Below are 22815 nucleotides of genomic sequence, written 5' to 3'. Positions count from 1 at the left end.
CTACAGAAAATCTGTCCGACGCTTTGGTTGATCAATTAATCGGACTTTATCCCTAAATTATCTCGCCACTTGATAGCTAAGTTAAGAGCATATTTACGTTGCTCGCAAGTCTAAAATTGATATAAGTCAAAGAGTTGAAGTTCGTATTAAAAAGGTGTGACGAATCACGTCATTGCCTAGCGGCTTGTGCCATATTTAAGTAATCGCTAAATGAACTTTCTAAGTCATTGGGCAAAAATAAGAATTCGAATCAGATTCTTTTGCATACACAGGAGGTGCGATGCGGGCAGTGATAGCTTTGGTTCAAGCCATGCTAGGAAGTTTACGGGATCTATTACCAATCATTATTGTCATCGGCTTTTTTCAGTTGGTGGTGTTGCAGGAACCTTTACCCAATCTTTTTTCCATTTTAATCGGGTTGCTGCTGGTTGTATTAGGTCTCACATTTTTCATTTTTGGTTTAGAAATGGGCCTGTTTCCCATCGGTGAGTCGATGGCGCAAGATTTTGCTCGTAAGGGCAGTATTTTTTGGCTGATCGTATTTGCGTTCTGCTTAGGTTTTGGCACTACCATAGCTGAGCCAGCGTTGACGGCGGTGGCACAAGAAGCAGCGGAGGTAGCGGCAGAAGGTGGCGTGATTGAGCATCAAGAAGAGGCGATGGAAAGCTATGCTGATGGGCTGCGTTTGACGGTGGCGTTATCGGTGGGTTTTGCCATTGTAATTGGTGTGATCCGCATCCTTAAAGGGTGGCCTATCCACATAATGATCATTGGTGGATACATTGGCGTGGTGGTGTTAACAGGATTTGCCCCAGAGACCATTATCGGTATCGCTTATGACTCGGGAGGGGTCACAACCTCAACTATTACCGTTCCGTTAGTGACGGCGCTGGGGGTTGGTCTCGCATCCGCCATTAAAGGCAGAAACCCGATGTTGGACGGATTTGGACTCATTGCCTTTGCCTCTTTGCTTCCTATGATGTTTGTCATGGTGTACGGGATGGTGGTGTCATGATCAGTTTATCCATGTTTATAGACACCTTTTTGTCGACCATCCGTGACGTGATCCCTATTGCGTGCATCATTTTTGGTTTCCAGTTTGCTGTACTGCGCAAACCGATAGTGAACCTTGGCAAAGTGGTTTTAGGCTTCTTTTACGTGATACTTGGCTTGTCTTTATTCTTAATGGGGTTAGAGCTTGCTTTGTTCCCATTAGGGGAAACCATGGCCAGCCAACTAACTGAGCCAGATTTTATTGCTGAGTTTAAACTCAGTGTCGGAGAGAGTCTGAGCTGGATTGACTACTACTGGGTGTACATCTTTGCCTTTTTTATCGGCTTTAGTACCACAATTGCTGAACCTTCACTGATTGCTGTGGCGATCAAGGCCAATCAAGTCTCCGGCGGCAGTATCGGGGTCACTGGGCTACGGGTTGCGGTGGCACTGGGGGTTGCAGTTGGTATTTCTTTAGGTAGCTACCGTATCGTTGTGGGCGACCCTATTCACTATTACATCATCGTCGGCTATGTGCTGGTGGTCATTCAGACTTATTTTGCCCCTAAACTCATTATTCCACTGGCTTATGACTCTGGTGGCGTAACCACCTCTACAGTGACTGTACCTTTGGTTACGGCCCTTGGGTTGGGCCTTGCTTCTACGGTACCGGGTCGAAACCCAGTCATCGATGGTTTTGGTTTGATTGCCTTTGCCAGTCTTTTCCCGATTATTTCTGTTATGGGATACGCACAAATTACTCAGTGGCTGAGCCATCGCTCAGAATCTAAGGAGAACAAAAATGCGCTTTAAATTGATAATAGCCTTTGTCGAGGAGGCGAAAACCGAGCGAGTCCTCGATGCCGCGCGCTCTGCGGGAGCGACAGGGGCCACGGTGATTAACCACGCTCGAGGCGAAGGACTTAAGCAGAAACGGACTTTCCTAGGCTTAACTCTAGAAGTACAAAAGGATGTGTTGCTGTTTGTGGTTGAAGAGCATTTGGCGCGGCATATTTTGGAAACCATCTCTGACGTCGGGGAGTTTGATTCTGCTTCCGGCCAAGGGATAGCAGTACAAATTGATGTAGAAGATGCAGTGGGCGTTGCCCACCAAGTAGAAACCTTGACCAGCGTTGTAGAGGAAAAACTATGAGCATGCAGGACATTAAGCAAGTTCGAGATGTGATGGCAAATACTTATATTGTGATTGACGGACTCACCACAGTTCAAGAAGCGATTAACTTAGCGAAAAAACATGAAGTAAAAGCCTTACTGGTGGATAAGCGCTACGATGCTGACGAGTATGGCATCGTGTTAATGAATGATATTGCGAAGCAGGTGTTGGCGAAAAATCGCTCTCCAGAGCGTACCAATATTTATGAGATCATGACCAAGCCCGCCCTATGCGTCGCATCAGATATGAATGTGAAATATTGTGCGCGTTTGTTTGAGCGATTTGGTATTAGCCGGGCACCTGTGGTGGAACACGGCAAGGTGGTTGGCATGGTGAGTTACAACAACATCGTTATTAACGGTATGTCGACGGAGTATTAGCCCGATATTGGCTGGAACTTAAGGCGAAAAAAAGAGTAAACTTGGCACAAGTTTTAGATAGTGAGTAATGTTCGTGAAGCTTTTTTTCGCCTCAGATTTACATGGCTGCTTAGCAGCAACTGAAAAAGTGCTAGCGCTATTTGATGCCTCCGGCGCTGAGCATCTAATTTTATTGGGTGATGTTTTAAATCACGGCCCTCGTAATCCAGTACCAGAGCACTATAACCCGCCCGCAGTGGCGCAAGCGCTTAATGAGTATGCTCGTAAGATAATTGCAGTGCGCGGTAATTGCGACAGTGAAGTGGACCAGATGCTTCTGTCGTTTCCTATGATGATGGATTATTCGTGGGTACTGCTCGCCAATGGCCAGCGTATGTTTTTGACTCACGGCCATCTGTATAATAGTGACAAGCGCCCAGCGTTAAATGAGCGGGATATCATTGCTCATGGCCACAGCCACATCCCAGTCGCTGAGTTAGTGGGAGAGCAATTTATTTTCAATCCAGGTTCGGTGACGTTTCCTCGCAATGGTCACGCACCAAGCTACGGTTTACTTGATGATAAACAACTTCAAGTGATCACTCTTGATGGCGAAGTGATTTGCCAAACCTCTATCGATTAATGTCGATCTACGTGTCCAAGGTCTCTGTCTGGAAATAGAACATCCCGGACTCTCTGTTTGAGGATTTTTGCTTCTGGGAAGCCTTGGTCACGCTTTCGTTCCCAAATCAACTGCTTATCGCAATAGATTTCAAATCGTCCGCCCGTGTCTGGGTGTAAAGCAACGCTTTCCAAATCTTCACTAAAGGTATGCAGAAGTTCCTGGCTTAGCCAGCTTGCGCGTAGCATCCAGTTGCACTGTCGACAGTAGTAGATTTTGATGACACCTTTCGACATCTTATAGCGCTCCTATGATCAGTTTAAAACCTGAGGCAAACGTCAACACCTCAAAGGCGATTTTTATCCATGCGTTGGGCAATATACGAGTTAAATAAGCCCCGAGCCAACCTCCAGCAAAAGAGGCGATAAGCAAGATAGGTACCCACTGCCAATGGGGCTGTACCCCGGCTTCTATAATGGCAATTGCCCCCACACCGTTCCAAAACAGCCCAACACAAATCAGAGTCAAGGCCACTGCTTGTTTATAGCTAAAGCCAAACCAGCGAACTAAAAACAGTGTCACTACCAAACCAGAGCCTGCGGTTAATGAGCCATTAAATACGCCAAGTAGCGCTAGAACCATGCCACCAATTAGCCAGCCCGTAGGATCGCGGTGAATCGCACACTCTTCTTGGCCTAGGCTGGATTTAAAACGAGAATACAAGCCTAACAGTATGATCAAAGCGCCAAGGCTTAGCTCGCCCATTTTACCGGGCACGAGAACCACTAAATTCGCACCAATTACCACGCCTAGTGAGCCACAAATGACGAGGTAGCTACAAAGCTTAAAAGATAAAGTGCCAGCGCGCAGATGAGAAATAGCGGCGCCTAGCCCCATGGCAACGGTCGCTATCTTGTGGGTAGCTAACGCAATTGAAAATGGGAGGCCAAGGAAAATCAGTAGCGGAAATTGTAACAGGCCCGCGCCACCACCGGCGATGGAAGATAGGGTACTGGCGATAAGCGAACCGGCCAGTAAGAGAAATGAGTCAATCCAATCCATAGATAATAGTAAGGGAGCGTGATGCTCCCTTAAGTGATTCCGTTAGTGCGAGTACAAGACGTTTGAGCCATGGTCAAGGCTAGTCATGAGTAGAGTTTTTTCATTGATGATATCCACTCGTCGGCTTTGCTGCGCATCCATCTTAAAGATCTGAGTGATCACTTTAAGCTGCTTTTCAGAAAAGTCTTGTCTCTGGCTTGCTGAGATGTCTTTAAACTCACTTGGCTCAATCAACAAGTAGTTGTCACTTAGCTCCCAAGAGCCGTTCTCAGACACATTGATGATCGAAGAAACTTCCGATGATTCAGAATAAAGACTGATACGAGAAACACGCAGATAGTTGCCATTTGGCAAGTATTTTACGTTGGAATCAATTGTCGCTTTACGCAGTGGGCCGACTTCAATTTCAGCAGCAACATCCGCATTTGGCTCAGTGTAGATACGAGTGACCAACTTACTTTGCCACTCACGAGATGTCAGAATACGCTCGGTTTTTGCATCGTTGCCTAGGTAAATCCAACCACAAATCAAGATCGAAGCAGCAACAATCAGTAGTGGTAGTCGTTGGCTCAAATTATGGTTCATTGTTTACACACTCGGTTAAAGTCAGGTTGAATCGCAAGGAGTTTCATCGTGACATTTTCAGCCACTGAGTCAGGTGCGTGAATATAGTTAAGAACGATCTGTCCGTTTTGACCACCAGTGGCAATCACTTCGACAGGTGCACCGCCATCATCGTTGTTTTCTAGGTAAGCCTCAACACACTGAGTAATCGTCGGCAGCCACATGGTCATATCTGGGTGACTGATCGGTGTTTTAACCACCGTGGTCTCTACCGTAGTTATTGTATTGAACTGGGATTGAGACGGCTTGGTCACAAAGTAAGTCAAGGTAAACATCAACGCAGAGACAACAATAGCGACCGCCATGCCCATTTTTGAAAGCTTTGGAGACGCTTTTGGTTGCACAGCGATACGCTCTTCGATGGCAGGCTGTGGCGATGGAGCCTCTAGAGAAGCCGTCGCCATAGTGTCTGAGTTCGGAACGATAACGTCAGACTCTAGCTCTTCGTTTGGCTCTTCTGTGTCGCTGTTTGGCAATGAGCGCTCAACACTACTGATCAGTTGGTAGCCACGTTTTGGCACAGTTTTGACAAACTGTGGCGACTTGGTCGAGTCTTTAAGCATTTTACGTAACGTCGAGATCGCTTGAGTCAGGCTAGAGTCGTCGACTTGAAAGCCTTGATCACGCCATACGTATTCATGCAGCTGCTGGCGGGTGACAACTTCATTAGGGCGCTCTGCCAACATAAACAGAATGCGGCTTTCATTGCTGCCTAAGCGAATGATTTCATTCTCACTGTGCTGATCGACAAGAGAATTGCTGTTCGGATCAAAGATAAATCTCTGAGCAAGAATGAATTTGGTACCAATATTACTCATTATTGAATTGCGTCTTAACGGTTAAAGAGTCGAAATTCATACCAAAAAGGCTTACCTCTAATAAGGCTTTTAGCTTCTTTGATATTTTAGGGGCTATTAGGATAATCAAAAAATTGTCAAAAAACAGCGTTTTTATGCTTTTTGACCTTGAATTTACACTAATCGTCCATATTTAACTCTCATCTAAAGCATTGATCATTCATCTGGCAAGCTGCCAGATTGGATACTATCTGTTTGTAATTAAACCATTTGTTTTGATATTGGAGTCAAAATGAGCGATACCGTGACCACTAACAAAGAAACTCGTGGCTTTCAGTCAGAAGTAAAACAACTTCTTCACCTAATGATTCACTCTTTGTATTCAAACAAAGAGATTTTCCTACGAGAGCTTATCTCTAACGCCTCGGATGCGGCGGACAAACTACGTTTTCAAGCACTGTCTAACGCAGACCTATACCAAGGCGATGCGGATCTTGGTGTGAAGCTGTCTTTCAACGTAGATCAAAACACTTTAACCATTTCAGATAACGGCATCGGCATGAGCCGTGATGACGTGATTGAACACCTAGGCACCATTGCCAAATCAGGTACTGCGGACTTTTTCTCTAAGCTTTCAGACGATCAAAGCAAAGATTCGCAACTAATCGGTCAATTCGGTGTTGGCTTCTACTCTGCATTTATCGTGGCAGATGCGGTGACGGTTCGCACTCGTGCTGCGGGTGCAAATGCCGAGGATGCAGTGCAGTGGCATTCTCAAGGCGAAGGTGAGTACACCATCGAAAACATCACCAAAGAGAGCCGTGGTACTGACATCATCTTGCACATGCGTGAAGAAGGTAAAGAGTTCCTAAACGATTACCGCCTGCGTGATGTGATTGGCAAATATTCTGATCATATCGGTATCCCAGTTTCTATCTGGGCAATTGAGAAAGATGAAGAAGGTAACGACAAAGAAGGCAAGTGGGAGCAGATTAACAAGGCTCAAGCACTTTGGACTCGTAACAAGTCGGATATTACCAAAGAAGAGTACCAAGAGTTCTATAAACACGTATCCCACGATTTTGCAGACCCAATGACTTGGTCGCACAACCGTGTTGAAGGTAAGAACGACTACACCAGCTTGCTATACATTCCATCAAAAGCACCTTGGGATATGATGAACCGCGATCACCGTGCTGGGCTTAAGCTTTACGTACAGCGCGTGTTTATCATGGATGATGCTGAGCAGTTTATGCCAAGCTACCTGCGTTTCGTGCGTGGCCTGATAGATTCAAACGATCTGCCGCTAAACGTATCTCGCGAAATCTTGCAAGACAATAAAGTGACTCAGTCACTGCGCAGTGCTTGTACTAAGCGCGTGCTTGGCATGCTTGAGAAGACAGCGAAGAACGACCATGACAAGTACCTAGAGTTCTGGAAAGAGTTCGGTATGGTGCTAAAAGAAGGCCCTGCTGAAGATTTCGCAAATAAAGAAAAAGTTGCTGGTCTACTGCGTTTTGCTTCATCAGAAGTGGAAGGCAGCGAGCAGACAGTCTCTCTTGCCGATTACGTCTCTCGCATGAAGGAAGATCAAGACAAGATTTACTTCCTAACTGCAGACAGCTACGCCGCTGCGAAGAACAGCCCACACCTTGAGCAATTCAAAGCTAAAGGCATTGAAGTGGTACTGATGTATGACCGCATCGATGAGTGGTTAATGAACTACCTTACTGAGTTTGATGGTAAGCAATTCCAGTCAATCACTAAAGCTGGCCTTGATCTAAGTAAGTTTGAAGACGAAGCGGAAAAAGAGAAGCACAAAGAAACTGAGGAAGAGTTCAAATCAGTGGTTGAGCGCACTAAAACTTACCTTGGTGAGCGTGTTAAAGAAGTTCGCACCACGTTTAAGCTTGCAACAACACCTGCGGTAGTTGTAACTGACGACTTTGAAATGGGTACGCAGATGGCGAAACTGCTAGAAGCAGCAGGCCAAGCGGCACCTGAAGTGAAGTACATCTTCGAGATAAACCCAGAGCACGACCTTGTGAAGCGCATGGCAGATGAGCCAGACGAAGAGCAGTTTGGTCGTTGGGTAGAACTGCTTCTAGGCCAAGCCATGTTGGCGGAACGCGGCTCTTTAGAAGACCCAAGTCAATTTCTTGGTGCGGTAAATACACTTTTGACTAAAGCCTAATAGTGTTTATCAAACCCTTATAAGATGATTAAGCCAGCTTGGAGCACACTTCAAGCTGGCTTCTTTGCTCTGTTTCTTCCAAAAATGCCGCATATAGCACGGTAACGAATGGGATTTACACCAAAGGTCATCAATTTGTGACTGACTGTGGTATAGTCAGCGCCCTAAAAAGAAGCTATACCGACAACTACCCAATAGATGAAGGCATGATGCCTGAATCGGTAACGGTATAAATCAAGATACAAAGAGGATTTAACATGCGCATCATTCTTCTAGGTGCTCCTGGTGCAGGTAAAGGCACTCAAGCACAATTCATCATGGAAAAATATGGTATTCCACAGATTTCTACTGGTGATATGCTTCGTGCAGCAATCAAGGCAGGCACTGAGCTTGGTAAGCAAGCGAAAGCAGTAATCGATGCAGGTCAGCTGGTTTCTGATGACATTATTCTTGGTCTTATCAAAGAGCGTATCGCTCAAGACGATTGTGAGAAAGGTTTCCTACTAGATGGTTTCCCTCGCACTATCCCTCAAGCTGAAGGCCTAAAAGAGATGAACGTAGACGTAGACTACGTAATCGAATTTGATGTGGCTGACGATGTTATCGTTGAGCGTATGGCAGGCCGCCGCGCTCACCTAGCATCTGGTCGTACTTACCACGTAGTGTACAACCCGCCTAAAGTAGAAGGCAAAGATGACGTAACCGGTGAAGACCTAGTTGTTCGTGATGACGACAAAGAAGAGACAGTACGTGCTCGTCTAGGCGTTTACCACGATCAAACTGCGCCTCTAATTGAGTTCTACGGCAAAGCAGCTGAAGCGGGTCAAACTAAATACCTAAAATTTGACGGCACTAAGCAAGTTGCTGAAGTAAGTGCAGATATCGAGAAAGCTCTATCTTAATCTTTCCGATTGTTTGATATATTAAAAAGCGACCCTAGGGTCGTTTTTTTTATGCCTACGCCAAGGATTCTGCATGGATAACAATAAAAAAGGCGTGCTATTAGTCAATCTCGGCACTCCATCAGCGCCAACAGCAACTGCTGTTAAGGCTTTTCTTGCTCAATTTCTTCATGACAAGCGGGTGGTAGATACCACACGCTGGATTTGGTGCCCAGTGTTACACGGGATCATCTTGCCGATTCGTTCTCCAAAAGTGGCGAAATTATATCAATCGGTTTGGATGGAAGACGGCTCACCATTGATGGTCTACTCTCAGCGACAAGCCGCAGCGTTAAAAACTCAGTTGGGCATTCCGGTAGAACTGGGTATGACTTACGGCGAGCCATCGCTACACAATGGTGTTGAAGCGCTTCGTGCTCAGGGCTGTGAGGAGATCATTGTCCTGCCACTTTACCCACAATATTCCGGCACGACGACTGCGGCTGTGGCCGATGGGCTGAACAAGGTAATCAAGTCACTTAAAGTTGTGCCTAATTTAGTTTTCATCCGCGACTATCACGATCATACAGGTTATATCTCGGCGCTTGCGAACAGTGTTCGAGAGCACTGGCAACAGCACGGTCAAAGTGATTACTTGCTCTGCTCTTATCACGGGATCCCACAGCGCTACGCTGACGAAGGGGATATCTACCCGAAACATTGCGAGCAAACCACAAAGCTGCTTGCTCAAGAACTCGGGTTAGATGAGTCGAAAATAGGTATGGCTTATCAATCCCGATTTGGTCGCGAAGAGTGGTTGAAACCTTATACCGATAAAACTTTGCAAGGGTTGCCTGCCCGTGGCACTAAGTCGATTGATATTATCACTCCAGCGTTTTCTGCTGACTGTTTAGAGACATTAGAAGAGATCGCAGAAGAGAATAAAGAAGAGTTTTTGAATGCGGGTGGAGAGAGTTATCGCTATATCCCTTGTTTGAATGATCGTGAAGATCATATCGGGATGATGGCGGAGCTGGTTAAAGGGTACTTGTAAGCTAAGTCTTAGTCTTAACCTCTTCTCAAAAGCTTGATACAAAAAGAGCTGCCAATGGGCAGCTCTTCGTATATGTAGCTAAAAAATTGACTAAGCGGTTTGCTCTGTCAGTTCTTCAACTTTCTCATCTTCACCCACAATACGTTTGTCTTCCGCACCGTGCATCCACTCAATCAGTTTGTTTGAGCAAAGCAGCAAGATCACACCAGAAATTGTGGCGGTAATGGCAATGCCACCAAAGATCGCCATAGCGCCGAAATCTCCTACGTGTGAGCCAATGTAGCCCGCAACATAGTTAGCGATAGCATTGAAGCCAAACCAAGCACCCATCATCAAAGAGGCAAGGCGTAGCGGAGCAAGTTTGGTGATCATCGATAGGCCAATAGGTGAAAGACATAGTTCACCTAAAGTGTGGAAGAAGAACGCACCGACCAGCCAAAGCATGGAAGTTTTCACTGTGGTGTCGCCGCCTTGTTCCAATACAGCGCCGACCATACATAGGAAGCCAAGCGCTAGGAAGAACAGTGCCATGGCAAACTTCACCGGTGAGTTTGGTTCACGTTGACCCATCTTAACCCATAGCGCCGCTAGTAGCGGAGCAAGTGTAATAATAAAGAACGGGTTGAGTGACTGGAACCAAGCCGCAGGAACTTCAAAATCACCAATCATACGGTTGGTGTACTCTTGGGAATAGATGTTCATCAGGCCGCCAGCTTGTTCAAAGCCTGCCCAAAACACCACCACAAATAGCCCCATCACTAAGATAACCTTTAGGCGGTCTTTCTCTTCTTTAGTCAGTGGCGCTTTGGTTTTGTTTCCTTCCATTGCACGTTTGGCCGAGGGTTCAATACCGATGTTACCAAGTAGTGGTTTTGCGAGTAGCATTTGCAGCACAAGGCTAATCACCATACCGATACCCGCCAACAAAAAGCCTGCTTTCCAGCCGTAAACTGCAGCAACAGAGCCAGAGGCGATCCCTGACATCAGAGCGCCCAGGTTGATACCCATATAGAAAATGGTGAATGCACCATCACGGCGATTGTCGCCATTAGGGTATAGGTCACCCACCATGGTTGAGATATTTGGCTTAAACAGGCCATTACCTGTAATGAGGAAAGCAAGGCCTACGTAAAGCATCGAGATTTCGCTCAGCGGCATCATGCTATCAGGTACGGCAAGAATGAATTGGCCGATGGCCATCAGGAAACCGCCCACAAGCAAGGAGCGGCGTTGCCCCCAAAAATTGTCTGCGATCCAGCCACCAATCAGTGGCGTGATGTAAACCAAACCGGTGTAAATGCCATAAAGCTGAAGTGCATCTTGAGTTGTCCAGCCAAGACCACCATTAATGGTGGTATCGGTGAGGAAAAGTACCAAGATGGCACGCATAGCGTAATAAGAGAATCGCTCCCAAAGTTCTGTGCTGAACAGCAAGAACAGTCCTTTAGGGTGACCTAAAAAGTCAGTGTTAGAGTTTGTCATAGTATGATTTTTAATCTTGATTTGTTTTATCGTAAATCATGACATTACGGACAATTCAACTTCATGTTGAACTGTAAGGTGAGAGATACCTTGAGGTATGACCTAACCAAGTCTCTAGCCGAGGACGGCTTACTTCCTGAGTGACACTTGGTAAGCAATGTTTGATGTCGTGCAGTGTTTGCAACTGCACACTATACTCCTGAGAAAAGCCCATGAGCAAGTGGAATCACAGGTTGCATTATTGCATTTTCACCTTTTGATGAAAATGCTAGGATGTGGGAAAAAACAAGGTAGTTTATAACCATGAAAAGTTGGTATTTGTTGTACTGCAAACGAGGTGAACAGGCTAGGGCTAAGGCACATTTGGAGAACCAAGGTGTCGAGTGTTTTTACCCCGAAATCGAAGTTGAAAAAATCTTGCGTAAAAAGAAACAGTTGGTGAGAGAACCTCTGTTTCCAAGTTACATATTTGTTCGTTTTGACTATGAAGTGGGTCCGACATTCACGACGATTCGTTCAACACGAGGTGTCGTCGATTTTGTTCGTCTTGGTGCTCACCCTAAAGAAGTGGAAGGGGATTTGATTTATTCTCTACGCCAATTGGAGCAAAGCGAGCAAGAAGTGGTGCATTCAGAAACACCTAGGTCAGGTGAGAAAATTGAAGTACTCGAAGGTCAATTTGCGGGCATCACCGCTATTTACCAAGAGCCAGATGGTGACAAGCGCTCATTCCTACTGATTGAGCTGCTCAACAAACCCGTTAAAGTCAGTGTAGATAATTCAGATATACAGTTTTAACGAGTCTAAAGGTTACATTCCTTAGTATTCCAGATAGCAAAAGGGACACATAAAGTGTCCCTTTTCATTTTGAGGTAGGCGCTTAGTAAGCGTCGTTGTGAACCGCTTGAACGGCGCGACCTGATGGGTCAACACAGTTTTGGAATGACTCATCCCACTCAATAGCTTTTGCTGACGAACAAGCCACTGAAGGACCACCTGGGACACATTCTGCCGCAGACTCTAGTGGGAACAGCTCTTCAAAGATCTCACGGTAAGCGTAACCTTCTTTAGTTGTCGGCGTGTTGTAAGGGAAACGGAATTTCGCCGTCTCTAGCTGCTGATCAGTAACTTTTGCTTCTGCAACTTCTTTTAGCGTGTCAATCCAGCTGTAGCCAACACCATCTGAGAATTGTTCTTTCTGACGCCAAGCAATAGATTCAGGTAAGTAGTGCTCAAAACATTCGCGTAGGATGTGTTTTTCCATCTTACCGTTGCCACACATCTTATCTTCAGGGTTTAGACGCATTGCAACGTCGATGAACTCTTTATCAAGGAATGGAACTCGGCCTTCAACACCCCAAGCCGCAAGAGATTTGTTTGCACGAGCACAGTCAAACATGTTGAGTGCAAGCAGCTTACGAACTGTTTCTTCGTGGAACTCTTTTGCGTTAGGTGCTTTGTGGAAGTACAGGTAGCCGCCGAAGATTTCATCAGCACCCTCACCAGAAAGTACCATCTTGATGCCCATTGCTTTGATCTTACGACCCATTAGGTACATCGGGGTAGAAGCACGAATTGTCGTTACGTCATAGGTCTCGATGTGGTAGATAACATCACGAATTGCATCTAGACCTTCCTGAATGGTGTAAGTCATCTCGTGGTGAACAGTACCAATTTGATCCGCTACTTCACGAGCAGCCTTAAGATCTGGAGCTCCTTCTAGACCCACAGCGAACGAGTGAAGTTGTGGCCACCAAGCTTCGGTTTGGCTGTCGTCTTCAACACGCATTGCAGCAAAACGTTTAGCCACAGCTGACGTGATGGATGAATCTAGACCGCCAGAAAGTAGTACACCGTAAGGTACGTCAGTCATCAGCTGGCGTTTTACTGCGTCTTCTAGTGCTTGGGTTAGCTCTTCTTTGCTGGTGGTGTTGCCTTGTACTGCTGCATACTCGTTCCAGTCACGAACGTAATAGCGTTGTGGTTCTTCATCAGCACTGCCGTAAGAGCAACCAGGAGGGAACTCACTCACGGTGCGACACACAGGCACAAGTGCTTTCATTTCAGAGGCAACAAAGTAGTTACCGTGTTCATCGTAGCCTTGGTAAAGAGGGATGATGCCAATGTGGTCACGACCGACTAGGTACTCATCTTTCTCTTCATCGTATAGAACAAAGGCAAAGATACCGTTTAGCTCTTCAAGAAGGTCTGCGCCCATGTCTTGGTATAGCGCTAGAATAACTTCACAATCAGAGTCTGTTTGGAATTCGTATTTGCCTTCGTAACGAGCACGGATCTCTTTGTGGTTGTAGATCTCGCCGTTTACCGCCAGGATGAGCTTGCGGTCAGGGCTGTATAGTGGTTGTGCTCCGCTATTGAGGCCAACGATAGCCAAACGCTCGTGAGCAAGAATTGCTTTGTCAGACGCATAGATACCAGACCAGTCCGGGCCACGATGGCGCAGCTTTTTGGACATTTCTAATGCCACTGGTCGCAGCGCTGCTGCGTCACTTTTTATATCCAAAATGCCAAATACGGAACACATACACTACCTCTCGATTAAATCCATTTTTATTTTGATGTACTCAATCTGCCATTTTGATTAAAAAATGCAACAGCTAAGAATGAAATGAATAGCAAAAATAACGATTGAATAGAAAATATTTAATCAAATAGCTAAACTGATGAATAAAATCTAGGTTCGGGTAAAAATTAGACGCTTTTTTGTAGGGGAAAGGAAGATTTGTAAAAAATGGCCAGCAAAAAAGCTGGCCATAATAAGCGATTATCGGCTTTGGAAATTGGGATTAAGCTGCTCAACAACATGCCGAGCAAAACCACTTCCAGCCTCGTTGTAGATGTTAAACGCAGCATCAATACCCAGTTGGTTCAACTCGTCTAACTGATCGTTATACTCTGCAATGGCTGCGACTTGCCCCTTGAACTGCTTCTTTTGTAACTGTTCAAGTGCCAATTGATTCCCTAAATGGTGAGGCATCGCTAGGAGCACGAGCTTTACATTGGCCGTATCGAGGATTCGTTCCCAAAAGTCTGGGTCAGTTGCATCGCCTTCGATGACGTTACGCCCTTCACTCTGCTGACCTTTCGCCGCTTCTGCTTTGACTTCAACCCCGAGGCAGATTTTTCCATAGCGCATGACGAGCTCATCGTAAGCGCCAGTGCCGATACGGCCCATGCCCAATATCAACACTTGAGCGCTGCCAGGGTCAATCAACTGGTCTTTGCGGTTGAGCGATTCCGCTGCTGCTTCTTTGAGCCAACGTGACGTTCGACGGTAAATCGAGTGCGCCATGCGATTCAAAGGTGCAGCAACGATAAAGGAGATCGATACTGCAATGGCGATCGACACCAGAATATCTCCTTCAAGCCAGCCCATGGAGTAGGCAAGGCCACCGACAATGAGGCCAAATTCGCTGTAGTTAAATAGAGCCAACGAGGCGAGCAGTGAGGTACGAACGCGAAACTTAAATTGATGGATGATCAGGAAGTAAAGCAAGCCTTTAAGCGGCAGTAGTAGCATCAACAGCAGCGCCATCATAAAGCCAGACATCGAAGGTTGCTCAGCTAAGCCGATATTCAAGAAAAAGCAGACTAGGAATAACTCTTTTAGATTAAAAAGAGATTTCGATAGCTCCGATGCTTTTTTGTGGCCTGCGAGCAGCATACCGAGGATCAGAGCGCCTAGATCAGGTTTCATGCCCACTAATTCAAAAAGACCCGCACCGATGACCAGAGCAAAGAAAATGCCTGCTAGGACTAACATCTCGCCGTGGCCAACCATATCCAATAATTTGTAGAAAAGAGGGCGGATAAATGGCAAAGCAAATAGGGCAATGGCGTACCATTCTGGTAGCTTACCCGTTGAAGCTGTAAGGAAAATAACGGCGAAGATGTCCTGCATGACCAAGATACCAATGGCGAGTGTGCCATAGGTGGCGTTCATGTCGCCTTTCTCTTGTAAGCTCTTAACGGCAAATACTGTGCTTGAAAACGATAGGGCGAAGCCAAACAGCACCAGTTGTGACAATGCCATGTCAGCGAGCATACCAAGCCCAAGAGATTTTAGGCAGAACAGGGCTCCGGTAAAAATGGCTGTCGAAATAACGTTGTGAATGGTGGCGCCCGCCCAGATATCCTTAGACAGTAGAGTCTTGATATCAAGCTTCAAACCAATGGTGAATAGCAATAGGGTCACACCAAGGTCTGAGAGGGTGACTAAAGTGTCGTTGGACTCAAAGCCGTAAAAATTTAGGCCAAATCCTGCCAGCAAAAAGCCGACAAGTGGCGGGAGGTTGCATTTAAGTGCAACGAAGCCTGCCAAAAAGGCGACAGAGATCAGTATTAGTTCCATAAGTTGAGCTTGTTGTTTTTTGTATAATAAAAAGGGTCGCATATGCGACCCGTTTATTGAAGCGATTAAACTACTATTCTTCAAGTAATTTTTGTAACAGAACACCGTTAAGCATCGCACGTTTGATCATGGCGAATGCGCCCATGGCCGGTTGAGAGCCAAGCTCGGATGCCACAATCGGTAGCCCAGTATGGAAAGTAGTCAAAGACTGGCTTTCTACGTTGCGCTGTATAGCAGGAAATACGATTTCTTGCGCTGCGGTAATGTCGCCTGCAATCACGATTTTCTGCGGATTAAATAAGTTAATGGTAATCGCAATCGCTTTACCCAGCTGGTCGCCCACTTTAACTAAGCTTTGTTTTGCCAACTCATCACCATTTAACGCATGATGACACACATCTTGAATAGTGACATTTGACAAGCTAGCCAGGCTAGATTGGTGACCTTGCTTAAGACGAGAGTTAACTCGAGCCAAAATTGCAGGGTTTGATGCCACGGTTTCAAGACAGCCAAAGTTTCCACACTGACACTTATCTCCCAGCGGATCGATCTGGATATGACCGATCTCACCCACGTTACGGTTAAAGCCCAAAAAGACTTGCCCATTAACGATGATGCCTGAACCTGTACCGTTGTGAACGCTGACTAAGATTGAATCCTGGCAGTCTTGGCTAGCGCCAAAGTAGTGTTCAGCGAGCGCCATGCCTCGCACGTCGTTGCCAACAAAACACTCTACATTGAAAGCTTCACTGACCATTTCGCCTAATGCCAGCTTGTCGATGTCAGTATTTGGCATGTATTCCACCACGCCAGACTCTGGGTTCACAAGCCCTGGCAAAGAAACACCAATAGCGATCAGCTGGTCGATACTGTGTTTGCAGCTCTCGATGAATTTTTGCGTATGGATGATCAAACCATCAATGAGGTCATTTTGGTTAGTGTAGGTGAAATCCGTGTGTAAGTTGTGCAGTTCGCGGCCACCTAGATTGTAAAGGCTAAAGTAGAGACCGTGGCGCTCGATTCGAACGGCAACTGAGTGAAATGGATCAACTTCGGTGGTCAACGAGATAGCTCGACGACCACCGGTGGATGCTTGTTGAGCGACTTCTTTGATGAGGCCTCTCTCTAAAAGTTGGCGGGTAATTTTAGTCACACTGGCCGGAGCGAGTTGACTTACATCGGCGACCTGAATTCGGGAGATTGGTCCCTGCTGGTCGATTAAGCGGTATACCGCTGCACTGTTTAGTTGTTTGACTAAGTCTACGTTACCGATTTGTCCGCCATTCATGCTTAGTTTTGCTCGTATTTGCCGTTAACTACTGTCGCATGGACATTGAAGTCACGGTCAAATACAGCAAGGTTAGCCACCATGCCTTTTTTAACTAAGCCAAGCTTGTTGTCTACACCGATAGCACGGGCAGGGTACAAGGTAGCCATACGTAGAGCTTCGTCCAATGCGATACCAACGTGCTCAACTGTGTTCTGAACTGCTTCGATCATTGTCAGAGCTGAGCCGCCTAGTGTGCCGTTTTCATCAACACACTTTCCATCTCGGTAATATACTTTCTTGCCGACAAAAATAAAGTAATCCATCTCAGCACCTGCTGGAGCTGTGGCATCAGTCACTAAAACAAGCTTCTCACCCTTGATTTTATGGGCGATTCGGATGTTTGCGTAGTCAACATGGAAGCCGTCTGCAATCACACCTGCATAGACATCTGGCGTATCGTAAATTGCACCAACAACGCCTGGCTCACGACCCGCCATTGGCGTCATCGCATTAAATAGGTGTGTTGCAAAGCTAATACCTGCAGCAAAGCCTTTACGAGCTTCAGCATAAGTGGCGTTGGTGTGACCAATAGCGACTACGATGCCTGCATTTTTCAGCTTTTCGATATGTTCTGGGTTATTTTGCTCTGGAGCTAAAGTGACCTTAGTTACAACGTCGGCGTTGTCACAGATGAAATCGACCATGTCGCTGTCTGAGCGACGAATGTAATCAACGCTGTGAATACCTTTTTTCATTACGTTAAGGTATGGGCCTTCTAAATGCAGACCTAGTGATTGGTTACCCGTTTTCGATTGATACTCACGTGCCGCCACAATCGCATCACGCATATTTTCATCAGAAGAGGTGATAAGCGTTGGCAAGAAGCTGGTACAGCCAGACTTTAGGTTGGCTTGGTGCATAATCTCGATTGCATTTGGAGTAATGTCATCATTAAACATTACGCCGCCACAGCCATTCAGCTGTAGGTCAATAAAGCCTGGGCTGAGGTTTGCTCCTTGCAGATCCAGTTGCTCAATTGACGCATCAAGTTCTTCAATTGGGCAGACAGTATCGATGTGTTCACCGTTGATAACAACCGCATGATTAGTTAGCACGTCACTACCAGTGAAGACTTTACAGTTTGTTAGCGCATACATCGTTTTGTTCCTTACTCAAAAATCTTTGTTAGCTCCCGCAGCTTAGGTGCGAAAAATTAAAAATAGGGTCATAACACTCACTCCAGTTGTTTATTTTTTGCATAAACTTTAAGCAGGCTTTTTGCTTTCTTCGTCTACATTAATAATCACTAGTTTGGGCTATAAGCACTAGTTTTTATCGTTTCTTCTTTGGTGTCTGGAGTGAGCAAAAGTGCGATTGCTCCCTTGAATACCTTGAAAAAGCAGCTTTTAGTATCGTTTGGTGGCTATCACTGCTTTCAGCAAACGATAAATGACTGGTTTTACTTTCGATTAGAAATCGATCAGGTGTATGGGTTCACTTTATTGCTCAATTGCCATTTTTTCGAATTGTAAAATAAGTTTTATGATCTGGCTAGCAAAAACCCTGTTTTACCCCTAAATCTGGTGATTGTGATCACAAATGAAACGGTTTTAATTTGCGGGGCAAAATTAATGTCATAAACTGAACCTGACTAAATTGAATGACCGAATTAAGTGGTCAATTATAAGTCTAATATAAAATCCTATAGGGGGAACTAAAGGTGAACATTCTCGGATATGCACAGAAGCTAGGTAAAGCGCTTATGCTACCTATCGCAACGCTTCCAGTTGCGGCGCTTCTACTACGTTTAGGTCAAGGCGACCTGTTGGACATCCCTTTCATGGCGCAAGCTGGTGGGGCAATCTTCGGTAACCTGCCATTACTATTTGGTCTAGGTATCGCAATCGGTCTTGCAAAAGACGGTTCTGGTGCAGCAGGCCTAGCCGGTGCTGTGGCGTACTTTGTACTAACAGCAACAGCAACAACAATCGATGCTTCAGTTAACATGTCTTTCTTCGGCGGTATCTTCGCAGGTATCATCGCAGGTCACTGTTACAATGCATTCCATGCGACGCGTCTGCCTGAATGGCTAGCATTCTTCTCTGGTAAGCGACTTGTGCCTATCATGGCGGGTCTGTTTGCTCTTGTAGCAGGTGCGATCTCTGGTGTGGTTTGGCCTTCAATTCAAGGCGGCCTAGACGCACTAGCACACGCTGTATCAACATCTGGCGCAATCGGTCAATTTGTTTACGGTACTCTTAACCGTGCGCTTATCCCTGTTGGTCTGCACCACGTATTGAACTCTTACTTCTGGTTCGGTATGGGTACTTGTCAAGAGATCATCGTTGCTGGCGCAAGTGCCGCAGGTGAAGCTCTACCAGCAATCAAGCAACTTTGTGTTGACCCAGAACTAGCTAAAACTCTAGTCGCTGGTCAAGAGCACACGTTCAACTTTGCTAACTCTGTAACACCTGAAATCACTGCAACAGTTGAAAGCGTAACTGAAACTGTGAAATCTGGTGACCTACACCGCTTCTTCGGCGGCGATAAGAGCGCTGGTGTATTCATGAACGGCTTCTTCCCTGTAATGATGTTTGGTCTACCAGGTGCAGCGCTTGCAATGTACCTAGCAGCACCTGCTGAAAAACGTGGTCAAGTTGGTGGCGCTCTATTCTCAGTAGCATTCTGTTCATTCCTAACAGGTATCACTGAGCCGCTAGAATTCATGTTCGTATTCCTAGCTCCAGCACTATACGCTCTACACGCAGTGTTTACGGGTCTATCTCTAGTAGTAGCTAACATGTTTGGTACTCTGCACGGCTTCGGCTTCTCTGCAGGTCTAATCGACTTCCTACTAAACTTCGGTCTAGCAACTAAGCCAATGGTTCTACTACTGATTGGCCTAGCATTTGGTGCGCTATACTTCTTCACTTTCACATTCGCAATCCGCGCTTTCAACCTGAAGTCGCCAGGTCGTGAAGATGATGACGAAGAAACTACCGCTGCTGGCGATGAAGTTAAAGGTGACCTTGCTCGTCAATACCTAAAAGCACTAGGTGGCCATGACAACCTAACCACTATCGATGCTTGTATCACTCGTCTACGTCTAACACTGAAAGATCGCTCACTAGCTGATGAAGCAGTACTTAAGAAACTAGGTGCGAAAGGTGTGGTTAAACTAGGTGAGAACAACCTTCAAGTTATCCTTGGTCCACTAGCTGAAATCGTTGCAGGCGAAATGAAAGCTATCGGTCCAGGTGAAGACCTATCTGATGTGAAACTGCCTTAATCAAACTGATTAGTAGTTATCATTTGTAAATGCCTCCCTCTTGGGAGGCATTTTTCGTTGGTTTACACCTATATCGAGTAGAAAAACCTAAATAAGGGGCGATATTCAGTTGTGTCAGAGGGCAAATTTGTGGATCATTAGCCCTTATATATTCTGACAATACGAAACAATAGAGGTGTTTAGATGAGTGAAGCTGAAGCTCGTCCATCAAACTTTATTCGCCAAATCATTGATAAAGATTTGGCTGATGGCAAACATAGCAGCGTGCATACTCGATTCCCACCAGAGCCTAACGGCTACCTGCATATCGGTCACGCAAAATCCATCTGCTTAAACTTCGGTATTGCTCAGGACTATCAGGGTCAATGTAACTTACGTTTCGACGATACAAACCCTGAAAAAGAAGACATCGAATACGTTGAGTCAATTAAGAACGACGTGCAATGGCTAGGCTTCGAATGGAATGGTGAAGTGTGTTACTCATCTAACTACTTCGATAAGCTATACGGCTATGCAGTAGAACTAATTAACAAAGGCTTAGCGTACGTTGAAGAGCTAAGTCCTGAGCAGATCCGCGAATACCGTGGCACGCTAAATCAACCGGGCAAACATAGCCCATACCGTGACCGTTCGATTGAAGAGAACCTAGCATTATTTGAAAAGATGCGTGACGGTGGCTTTGAAGAAGGGACTGCGTGTCTGCGTGCGAAGATTGATATGTCTTCGTCGTTTATGGTACTGCGCGATCCTGTGCTTTACCGTGTGCGTTTTGCCACTCACCACCAGACTGGCGACAAGTGGTGCATTTATCCAATGTACGACTTCACGCACTGTATTTCGGATGCGCTAGAAGGCATTACACACTCGCTGTGTACACTTGAGTTCCAAGACAACCGTCGTCTATACGATTGGGTGCTAGATAACATCACTATTGACTGCCAACCTCGTCAGTACGAATTCAGCCGTCTAAACCTTGAATACACTGTGATGTCTAAGCGTAAGCTGAACCAACTTGTGACTGAAAATCTCGTCAATGGTTGGGATGATCCACGTATGCCAACCATCTCTGGCCTGCGTCGTCGTGGCTTTACTCCTGCCTCTATGCGTGAGTTCTGTAAGCGTATAGGTGTGACTAAGCAAGACAACATGATCGAGTTCGGTTCACTGGAGTCTTGCATTCGTGATGATCTCAACGAGAATGCACCACGTGCAATGGCGGTTCTTGACCCTGTGAAAGTGGTTATCGAGAACTTTGGTGATGAAGAGACCCTAACGGTGGCTAACCACCCGAACAAACCAGAAATGGGTACTCGTGAAATCCCGTTCACTCGTGAGCTTTACATTGAAGCGGAAGACTTCCGTGAAGAAGCCAATAAGAAGTACAAGCGTCTTGTACTAGGTAAAGAAGTACGTCTACGTGGTGCTTACGTGATCAAGGCTGAGCGCATCGAGAAAGATGAAGCTGGCAATGTAACTACCATCTACGCCACTTATGACGCTGACACGCTAGGTAAGAACCCAGCAGATGGTCGTAAAGTGAAAGGTGTTATCCACTGGGTATCTGCGGAGAAAGGTGTACCTGCGGAAGTTCGTTTATACGATCGTCTGTTCACTGTGCCAAACCCAGCGGCGGAAGATGACTTCAAAGCGGTGATTAACCCTGAGTCACTAACAGTGGCTAATGCGGTGGTTGAGCCATCACTAACAAAAGCCGTTGCTGAGCAAGGTTACCAGTTTGAGCGTACGGGTTACTTCTGTGCAGACAACAAAGACTCTTCAGCAGATAAGCTAGTGTTTAACCGCACAGTTGGTCTGCGTGATACTTGGGCGAAGATCGAAGCAAAGTAATCTTTAATACCAATCCAACTAATTATCTGAGCAGCCTAGCTAGTCCATATTTCCTCTAGCCGCGTCAGAAATCGTATCCCTAGTCCCAGCTAGGCATAAGATTTCTTCCTTGCTAGAGAAAATCTGTCCGTCGCTATGCAAGATCACATAATTAGTCGTATTGGTATAAGATTCTTAGTTAGATATGTACTCAAAAGGCTGCCAGAAGGCAGCCTTTTTTAATCTCTACTAGAGCCAATAAAAAAGGCTGGCCTTGGCCAACCTTTCAAATCACTATTAATCAGTGATTATTTTGCTTTATGAGCATCAGGGTTAGTTTTGCAATCACCCGTGGTGCATTTACCGTAAAGGTAAAGGCTGTGGTTAGTCAGCTCAATGTTGTATCTTGCCGCAATCTCTTTTTGACGCTCTTCAATGATGTCATCAGAGAACTCAATTACCGCACCACAGTCTAGGCAGACTAGGTGATCGTGGTGATGTTGGCTGGCCAGTTCAAATACCGACTTGCCACCTTCGAAATGGTGACGAGTGACAATGCCGGCATCATCAAATTGGTTAAGTACACGATAAACTGTCGCAAGGCCGATTTCTTCGCCAAGATCGATCAGTAGCTTGTACAGTTCTTCAGCACTGATGTGCTGGCAGTTGGGCTGTTGTAGAACTTCTAAAATTTTCAGGCGTGGTAGCGTGACTTTGAGTCCAGCATCTTTAAGTGCTTGGTTATTATCCGGCATATTGATTCCCGTGTGTTCTGCAAGCTAATACAGAAGTCGTAGTTGCTTTCCATTATAGGC

General features: G+C 45.9%; 21 protein-coding genes. 11 read left to right on the top strand and 10 right to left on the bottom strand.

All coding sequences use genetic code 11. The features are described 5' to 3' along the window. Positions 1 to 280: 280 nt before the first annotated feature. The 5 genes from J4N39_RS10740 (at position 281) to yfcE (ending at position 3169) form a co-directional block, all read left to right on the top strand. Positions 281 to 1015, top strand: a complete 735-nt coding sequence (locus tag J4N39_RS10740) for a DUF1538 domain-containing protein (protein WP_252019065.1) — start codon at positions 281 to 283, stop codon at positions 1013 to 1015. Beyond that, positions 1012 to 1806, top strand: a complete 795-nt coding sequence (locus J4N39_RS10735) for a DUF1538 domain-containing protein (protein ID WP_252019063.1) — start codon at positions 1012 to 1014, stop codon at positions 1804 to 1806. Before J4N39_RS10740 ends, J4N39_RS10735 begins: the two co-directional genes overlap by 4 nt. Then, on the top strand, positions 1796 to 2146 hold the full coding sequence (locus J4N39_RS10730) for a P-II family nitrogen regulator (protein WP_252019061.1): 351 nt from the start codon (positions 1796 to 1798) through the stop codon (positions 2144 to 2146). Before J4N39_RS10735 ends, J4N39_RS10730 begins: the two co-directional genes overlap by 11 nt. Further along, entirely contained in the window at positions 2143 to 2547 is a 405-nt protein-coding gene (locus tag J4N39_RS10725; protein ID WP_252019059.1) for a CBS domain-containing protein, read from the top strand. The genes J4N39_RS10730 and J4N39_RS10725 overlap by 4 nt, the downstream gene beginning before the upstream one ends. Positions 2548 to 2620: 73 nt before the next feature. Beyond that, a complete protein-coding gene (gene yfcE, locus J4N39_RS10720) occupies positions 2621 to 3169 on the top strand; it encodes a phosphodiesterase (RefSeq protein WP_252019056.1) in 549 nt (182 codons plus the stop codon). On the opposite strand, the gene J4N39_RS10715 is transcribed toward yfcE, so the two are convergent. The 4 genes from J4N39_RS10715 to J4N39_RS10700 are packed head-to-tail and all read right to left on the bottom strand — an operon-like array spanning position 3166 to position 5652. Continuing rightward, positions 3166 to 3444 (bottom strand): Rdx family protein, encoded by a 279-nt coding sequence (locus tag J4N39_RS10715; protein ID WP_252019054.1) that lies wholly within the window; start codon positions 3442 to 3444, stop codon positions 3166 to 3168. The genes yfcE and J4N39_RS10715 overlap by 4 nt on opposite strands. Position 3445: 1 nt before the next feature. Next, entirely contained in the window at positions 3446 to 4210 is a 765-nt protein-coding gene (locus tag J4N39_RS10710) for a sulfite exporter TauE/SafE family protein (RefSeq protein ID WP_252019052.1), read from the bottom strand. A gap of 42 nt (positions 4211 to 4252) precedes the next feature. After that, positions 4253 to 4795, bottom strand: a complete 543-nt coding sequence (locus J4N39_RS10705) for a regulatory protein ToxS (protein WP_252019050.1) — start codon at positions 4793 to 4795, stop codon at positions 4253 to 4255. After that, positions 4792 to 5652, bottom strand: coding sequence for a winged helix-turn-helix domain-containing protein (locus J4N39_RS10700; protein ID WP_252019048.1), 861 nt, complete (start codon positions 5650 to 5652; stop codon positions 4792 to 4794). The genes J4N39_RS10705 and J4N39_RS10700 overlap by 4 nt, the downstream gene beginning before the upstream one ends. 271 nt (positions 5653 to 5923) lie before the next feature. Here J4N39_RS10700 and htpG point away from each other — a divergent pair, with 271 nt between their 5' ends. The 3 genes from htpG (at position 5924) to hemH (ending at position 9760) form a co-directional block, all read left to right on the top strand. Further along, complete coding sequence (htpG, locus tag J4N39_RS10695) at positions 5924 to 7825, top strand: molecular chaperone HtpG (protein ID WP_252019046.1); 1902 nt, start codon at positions 5924 to 5926, stop codon at positions 7823 to 7825. Between the two features lie 257 nt (positions 7826 to 8082). Continuing rightward, on the top strand, positions 8083 to 8727 hold the full coding sequence (adk, locus tag J4N39_RS10690; protein WP_252019044.1) for an adenylate kinase: 645 nt from the start codon (positions 8083 to 8085) through the stop codon (positions 8725 to 8727). Positions 8728 to 8800: 73 nt separating this feature from the next. Further along, positions 8801 to 9760 carry a ferrochelatase gene (gene hemH, locus J4N39_RS10685; RefSeq protein ID WP_252019042.1) on the top strand — a complete coding sequence of 320 codons (960 nt, stop codon included), beginning with the start codon at positions 8801 to 8803 and terminating at the stop codon, positions 9758 to 9760. Positions 9761 to 9850: 90 nt separating this feature from the next. Here the strand turns inward: hemH and J4N39_RS10680 are convergent, their stop codons facing one another. Beyond that, positions 9851 to 11242 (bottom strand): peptide MFS transporter, encoded by a 1392-nt coding sequence (locus J4N39_RS10680; RefSeq protein WP_252019040.1) that lies wholly within the window; start codon positions 11240 to 11242, stop codon positions 9851 to 9853. A gap of 303 nt (positions 11243 to 11545) precedes the next feature. Here J4N39_RS10680 and rfaH point away from each other — a divergent pair, with 303 nt between their 5' ends. Beyond that, positions 11546 to 12040: a transcription/translation regulatory transformer protein RfaH gene (gene rfaH / locus J4N39_RS10675; RefSeq protein WP_252019038.1), complete on the top strand. Its 495-nt coding sequence runs from the start codon at positions 11546 to 11548 to the stop codon at positions 12038 to 12040. Positions 12041 to 12122: 82 nt separating this feature from the next. Here the strand turns inward: rfaH and asnB are convergent, their stop codons facing one another. From asnB to nagA, 4 genes are all read right to left on the bottom strand, one after another. After that, complete coding sequence (gene asnB / locus J4N39_RS10670; protein ID WP_252019035.1) at positions 12123 to 13787, bottom strand: asparagine synthase B; 1665 nt, start codon at positions 13785 to 13787, stop codon at positions 12123 to 12125. Positions 13788 to 14027: 240 nt separating this feature from the next. After that, the gene (locus J4N39_RS10665) at positions 14028 to 15614 is read right to left on the bottom strand and encodes a cation:proton antiporter domain-containing protein (protein WP_252019033.1); all 1587 of its coding nucleotides are present in this window, start codon (positions 15612 to 15614) and stop codon (positions 14028 to 14030) included. Between the two features lie 73 nt (positions 15615 to 15687). Then, entirely contained in the window at positions 15688 to 16902 is a 1215-nt protein-coding gene (gene nagC, locus J4N39_RS10660; RefSeq protein ID WP_252019031.1) for a DNA-binding transcriptional regulator NagC, read from the bottom strand. A gap of 2 nt (positions 16903 to 16904) precedes the next feature. After that, positions 16905 to 18041, bottom strand: coding sequence for an N-acetylglucosamine-6-phosphate deacetylase (gene nagA, locus J4N39_RS10655; protein WP_252019029.1), 1137 nt, complete (start codon positions 18039 to 18041; stop codon positions 16905 to 16907). A gap of 563 nt (positions 18042 to 18604) precedes the next feature. On the opposite strand from nagA, the gene nagE reads away from it, so the two are divergent. Further along, complete coding sequence (gene nagE, locus J4N39_RS10650) at positions 18605 to 20173, top strand: N-acetylglucosamine-specific PTS transporter subunit IIBC (protein WP_252019027.1); 1569 nt, start codon at positions 18605 to 18607, stop codon at positions 20171 to 20173. A 183-nt stretch (positions 20174 to 20356) separates the two neighbouring features. Continuing rightward, positions 20357 to 22021 (top strand): glutamine--tRNA ligase, encoded by a 1665-nt coding sequence (glnS, locus tag J4N39_RS10645; protein ID WP_252019025.1) that lies wholly within the window; start codon positions 20357 to 20359, stop codon positions 22019 to 22021. Between the two features lie 287 nt (positions 22022 to 22308). On the opposite strand, the gene fcrX is transcribed toward glnS, so the two are convergent. Then, positions 22309 to 22755, bottom strand: coding sequence for a ferric iron uptake transcriptional regulator FcrX (gene fcrX / locus J4N39_RS10640; RefSeq protein ID WP_252019022.1), 447 nt, complete (start codon positions 22753 to 22755; stop codon positions 22309 to 22311). Between the last annotated feature and the right edge of the window lie 60 nt (positions 22756 to 22815).

It is taken from the genome of Vibrio sp. SCSIO 43136 (assembly GCF_023716565.1).
Taxonomy (GTDB): domain Bacteria; phylum Pseudomonadota; class Gammaproteobacteria; order Enterobacterales; family Vibrionaceae; genus Vibrio.
This window is presented reverse-complemented; position numbering and strand designations above follow the sequence as displayed.